The sequence below is a fragment of the Pseudomonas sp. C321 genome (genome assembly GCF_055407105.1).
Genome location: NZ_JBUZRB010000033.1, coordinates 1 through 674, shown reverse-complemented (window position 1 = coordinate 674; position 674 = coordinate 1). Strand labels below are relative to the sequence as shown.

The window sequence follows — 674 nt, the reverse complement described above, 5'->3', positions numbered from 1 at the left end:
GTCTGAGCACGGCGGTCGTAGACAAAGCCGGCAACCTGGGCGAGCAGAGCGTGCCGATCGACTTCACGGTCAACACCGATGATCTGGATATCGTGATCACTCGCGTGGTGGATGACGTCGGCAGCAAACAGGGCAACCTGGCCAATGGCGATGTCACGGATGACACCAAGCCGACCTTGCATGGCAAGGCGACAGCTGATTCGGTGGTGGTCATTTATGACAACGCCATCGAAATCGGCCGAGTTACCAGTGACGCTTCGGGTAGTTGGCACTTCACACCAGCCGAAGCCCTGGCCGATGGTGAGCACTCACTGACGGCTACCGTCTTCACCGCAGCCGCTGGCGAAAGTGCCCCGACCTCTGTGTTTGACCTGACCGTCGATACTGCGGCGCCAGGTAAAGCCGTCATTGGCGAAGTGTTCGACGACGTCGGCGAGATCCAGGGTCCGATTACCAACGGTGGCAGCACCGATGACACCACTCCGACTTTGTCGGGCAATGGTGAACCGGGCAGCACCGTGCATATCTACGACAACGACAGCCTGTTGGGCAGTGTTGAAGTGGATGGCAAAGGCAACTGGAGTTTCACCCCAAGCCCGCTGAACAACGGCGAGCATAGCTTCACCGTGACCAACGAAGACAAGGCCGGCAACGTCAGCGCGCCGTCCGATGCC

The 674-nt window shown here is 59.5% G+C and carries 1 protein-coding gene; it reads left to right on the top strand.

Annotation, left to right across the window (positions count from 1 at the left end):
• On the top strand, positions 1-674 hold a 674-nt coding region (locus tag ACZRJ6_RS26230; protein WP_463993569.1), incomplete at both ends, for an Ig-like domain-containing protein.